Source organism: Streptomyces sp. NPDC059564 (genome assembly GCF_042735575.1).
In the GTDB taxonomy this organism is placed as follows: domain Bacteria; phylum Actinomycetota; class Actinomycetes; order Streptomycetales; family Streptomycetaceae; genus Streptomyces.
This window is the reverse complement of record NZ_JBHWBP010000529.1, coordinates 1-3,733: the sequence shown is the minus strand read 5'-3', so window position 1 is coordinate 3,733 and position 3,733 is coordinate 1. Positions and strand designations below refer to the sequence as shown.

The 3,733-nt window shown below is 73.8% G+C and carries 5 protein-coding genes; all 5 read right to left on the bottom strand.

The window, feature by feature from the left end:
- Positions 1-286 precede the first annotated feature (286 nt).
- The 5 genes from ACFV0Q_RS39550 to ACFV0Q_RS39530 are packed head-to-tail and all read right to left on the bottom strand — an operon-like array spanning position 287 to position 3,611.
- On the bottom strand, positions 287-553 hold the full coding sequence (locus ACFV0Q_RS39550) for a response regulator transcription factor (RefSeq protein WP_385012693.1): 267 nt from the start codon (positions 551-553) through the stop codon (positions 287-289).
- 19 nt (positions 554-572) lie between these two features.
- Complete coding sequence (locus ACFV0Q_RS39545) at positions 573-1,271, bottom strand: HAD family hydrolase (RefSeq protein WP_385012691.1); 699 nt, start codon at positions 1,269-1,271, stop codon at positions 573-575.
- Between the two features lie 44 nt (positions 1,272-1,315).
- The gene (locus ACFV0Q_RS39540) at positions 1,316-2,164 is read right to left on the bottom strand and encodes an endonuclease/exonuclease/phosphatase family protein (protein ID WP_385012689.1); all 849 of its coding nucleotides are present in this window, start codon (positions 2,162-2,164) and stop codon (positions 1,316-1,318) included.
- On the bottom strand, positions 2,161-2,778 hold the full coding sequence (locus ACFV0Q_RS39535; RefSeq protein WP_385012688.1) for a DUF1349 domain-containing protein: 618 nt from the start codon (positions 2,776-2,778) through the stop codon (positions 2,161-2,163). The genes ACFV0Q_RS39540 and ACFV0Q_RS39535 overlap by 4 nt, the downstream gene beginning before the upstream one ends.
- Complete coding sequence (locus ACFV0Q_RS39530) at positions 2,775-3,611, bottom strand: SDR family oxidoreductase (protein ID WP_385012686.1); 837 nt, start codon at positions 3,609-3,611, stop codon at positions 2,775-2,777. Before ACFV0Q_RS39530 ends, ACFV0Q_RS39535 begins: the two co-directional genes overlap by 4 nt.
- Between the last annotated feature and the right edge of the window lie 122 nt (positions 3,612-3,733).

The following is a 3,733-nucleotide window of genomic DNA, read 5'->3' as shown; positions in this document are numbered from 1 at the left end:
GCATCAGATCGACGACCGGTTGTGCGGAAGTCATGCCTGGAACCTCCATCGTGCCTCGGTAACGGTCGATCGGGGGCCGGGTGCCCCGGCCCCCGATCAGAATTCCCGGCGGATCAGCGCTGGAAGTGGACCTTGATGGTGCGGGCCTGGACGGGCTTCGCGGAGAGCTCGATCTTCTTCATGGGGAATCTCCTTTTTCGTGGGACGGAAATGTTTCGCGTGGTGTGCGGCTCGCGGTTCTCGCTTTCCGTTCGCCGCTGATGTGTATTACTTTGCCGGGGGCCTCTCACGCCGCCAAGTCACGGGATTCCGGGACCTGCAGGGGGGCGGGGGCGGCCGGCTGCGCCGCGCACATGGCGAGGAACGCCATCTGGACGCGGGTCGTCGCTCCGGTCTTCACGCGGATGCGCCGCAGGTAGGTGTCGACGGTGTGGACGCTCAGGCCCATGCGGCGGGCGATGGTGCAGTAGGTGTGCCCGTCGGCCATGTGCACGAGGACCTCGCGCTCACGCCGCGACAGCATGGAAACGGATTCCTGAATGTTCTCGATCATCACGGCACCTCAAAACCTTTCACGGAATTAATGTGGTCGGCCCGGTGAATTCCACGGCCGACAGGTCGGGCACGATCCGGTCGGCGGACCCGTAGTCCAGGCTCCGGGTCAGGGCGGTGGGCACCGCCACGACGGTCATGCCGGCGGCCCGCGCGGCCGCGACACCGGTGAGCGAGTCCTCGACGGCCACGCAGCGGCCGGGGTCGGCCGCCAGGGCCGCGGCCGCCGTCAGGTACGCCTCGGGGTCCGGTTTGCGGCGGGTCACGTCGTCGCCGGTGACGACGGCGTCGAAGTACCGGCCGATGCCGTGGTGCCGCAGCCACCGGCGTACCCAGCGGCCGTCCGAGGACGAGGCCACCGCCAGGCGCAGCCCGGCGGCCCGGGCCCGTTCCAGGGCTCGGGGCACCCCCGGCAGCAGCCGGACGTGGTCGGGCGTCATGTAGACCTCCCACAGCGCCTCCAGCCGCCGCAGGAGGACGTCGTCGGGCGCCGCGCCGCCGCCGCACAGGGCGCGCAGCCGGGAGAACAGCCGCGGATAGCCCTCGGGCCGGCCGCAGACCTCGCGGGCCCACAGTTCGTGCGGCAGCCGGTGGCCGTGCTCCGCGAACAGGGCGTCGCAGGCGAGGAAGTCGGGACGGACCGAGTCCACCAGGGTGCCGTCCAGGTCGAAGATCACGGCGTCGTGGTGGCCGCCGCCGTACGGTCCGGTCGGTCGCACGGGGTGTTCACCGCCTTTCGGGGCAGTACGGGTGTGTGCGGGCGTCACCGGCGGCGGAGCCGGATCGTGACGGGCCGGTGGTCGGAGGCGGGCGGGCGGCCGCCGTGCCGTTCGGGCCACGGGTCGGGGGACGCGTAGGAGACCAGTCCGGGGAGCAGGGACGGGGACAGCAGGAGCAGGTCGATGCGGCGCTCCGCCTCCCCCGGCGGCAGGGTGCCGAAGGTGGGCGAGCGGTCTCCCAGGTGGGCGCCCGCGTCCACGAGGAGGGGATCGCGGGGGTCCCCGAGGAGGCGCCGCAGCGGTGCCCGGTCGGAGCGGCCGGTCCCGTCGAGGAGATGGTCGGCCCTGCGGTGGCGGGGTACGAGGCTCCAGTCCGGTTCCGGGTCGCCGGGCGGCAGGCTGTTGGCGTCCATGCCCACCACCAGCGGCGCGAGGGAGGGGTCGGCGTGGCGGCGCAGGTGGTCCGACTCGATCCGCCGTCCGGTCGGGCTGAACGGGTCGAGGTGGGCCACCAGGAACCGCAGGGGCGTCGTCCAGCCGGGCAGCCGCAGGGTGGCCAGGCCGTGGCCGTGCCAGTGCGTCAGCTCGGGCGGGGGTCGCTCGGCGGCGACCGGCTCGATGTCGCGCTGCCAGAAGACGGCCTGGTGGCAGCCGGTCTTCGCGGTGAACAGTTCGCCGTCCATGCCGAAGGCGGCCTTGGCGTCCTCGAAGAGCGCCCCGTCGTCCCGGTGCCAGCCCCAGCCCTCCGTGGTGAGCAGGACCCGCGGGCGCAGCGCGCCGACCAGGGCGCACTGGGCCTGCCAGCGCTCGTCCCGGCCGGCGAGCCGCTCGATGCCGGCCTCGTACAGGTTCCAGAACATGACCAGGTCGGTCCCGGCCGTGGTGGCGCTCACCGCCGGTCGGCCAGGGCGACGGCGGCCCGGCGGGCTCCGCTGAAGACCGCCGTGCACGCGTCGGAGAACGGCGCCTGCACGAAGAGTCCGAGCCGTACGCCGCCCCGCGCGGGCCCGAGGAACGTACGGACGAACCGCCAGGGCCCGTCCGGTTCCTCGCGGCAGAACACCGCGTGGCGTCCGCCCTCCCGGGTCACCAGCAGCTCGGCGGCCGGGCCGGCCAGGGCCGGCCCCACGGCCTCGTCGGACGCCGGGCGGGAGACGACGGTGACGACCGCCCAGCCTCCCGCCCTGGTCCGTTCCACGCAGACCTTGAACCAGCCGTCGGCGTCGTGCACGACGATGCCTCCGGCGTCGCCGAACGCCCCGCCGGTGACGGCGACCCGGGTCCACACCGTGTGGTCTCCCGTGAGCGTCCTGCCCAGCGTCGGGACGGCGGAGGCCTCGTGGAAGCCGGGCATGGCGAACAGGTCGGCGCCCCGGTCGGCGCGGACCTCCAGGGTGGACGCGTCGCGGACCGGCAGCGTGCCGGGGCCCGAGAACGACCACCGCGGGTCGTCGAAGGGGAGGGCGTGGCCCTGTGGCACCGCCGTGACGGGAGCGGTGGGGGTCACGGCGCCGCCATCCCGCCGTCGACGCTGATCGCCTGGCCGGTGACCCGGGGCGCCGAGGCCAGGTACAGGACGAGTCCGGCGATGTCCTCGGGCGTCTGGAACTCCCGCTGCGGGACCATCGAGCGCATGCGCTCCCAGCACTCGTCCTCGCTCTCCCCTGGCCGGACGAATTCCGACAGGAGGTAGCGCCACATGTTGGACCGGACGATGCCCGGGCAGACGGCGTTGACGCGGATGTTCTCCTTGGCGACCTCCTGCGCGAGGGCGGCGGTGAAGCCGATGACGCCGAATTTGGCCGCGCAGTAGTGCGCCACCTTGGAGAAGCCCGAACGTCCCGAGACGGAGGAGAAGTTGACGATGGAGCCGCCGCCGGAGGCGCGCAGCAGCGGGAGGGCGGCCCGCGAGGAGAGGAAGACCCCGTCGAGGTTGCCCGACACCACGTGCCGGAACTCGGCGAGTTCCATGGTCTCCACCGGGCTGACGTGGGTGACCCCGAAGGCGTTGACGACCGTGTCGAGGCGGCCGGGGCCTTCGGCGATGCCCGCGTAGAGGCGGCGTACGGCGTCCTCGTCGGTGGCGTCGACCTCGGCGGCGGTCACGGCGAGGCCCTCGGCGGTGAGCCGGTCGGCCAGCCCGACGGCCTCGGTGTGGCCGGTGACGGCGGTCGAGCGGTAGTGGTTGAAGGCGGAGGGCAGCCGGTCGGTGTCGGCGGCGACCACCCGGGCTCCTTGCCGGGCGAAGGCCTCGGCCACGGCGGCGCCGATGCCGCGGCCGCCGCCGATGACGAGCGCCACCTGTCCGGTGAGGGGCGCGGTGGGGTGGTCCGTTGTCATGGGGTGTCTCCCGTCGGGGCGGGGGCCCCCCGGGGGGGCGGGGGGGGGGTTGGATGTGGGGGGCGGCGCACCGAGGGGCCCACCCACCCGCACGGCCCCGGCGATGGCCCGGTTGGGAGGCC

Bases quoted from the DNA above. Each gene is read 5' to 3' on its own strand.
- ACFV0Q_RS39550 (WP_385012693.1), bottom strand. From the start codon at position 553: ATGATCGAGAACATTCAGGAATCCGTTTCCATGCTGTCGCGGCGTGAG.
- ACFV0Q_RS39530 (WP_385012686.1), bottom strand. From the start codon at position 3,611: ATGACAACGGACCACCCCACCGCGCCCCTCACCGGACAGGTGGCGCTC.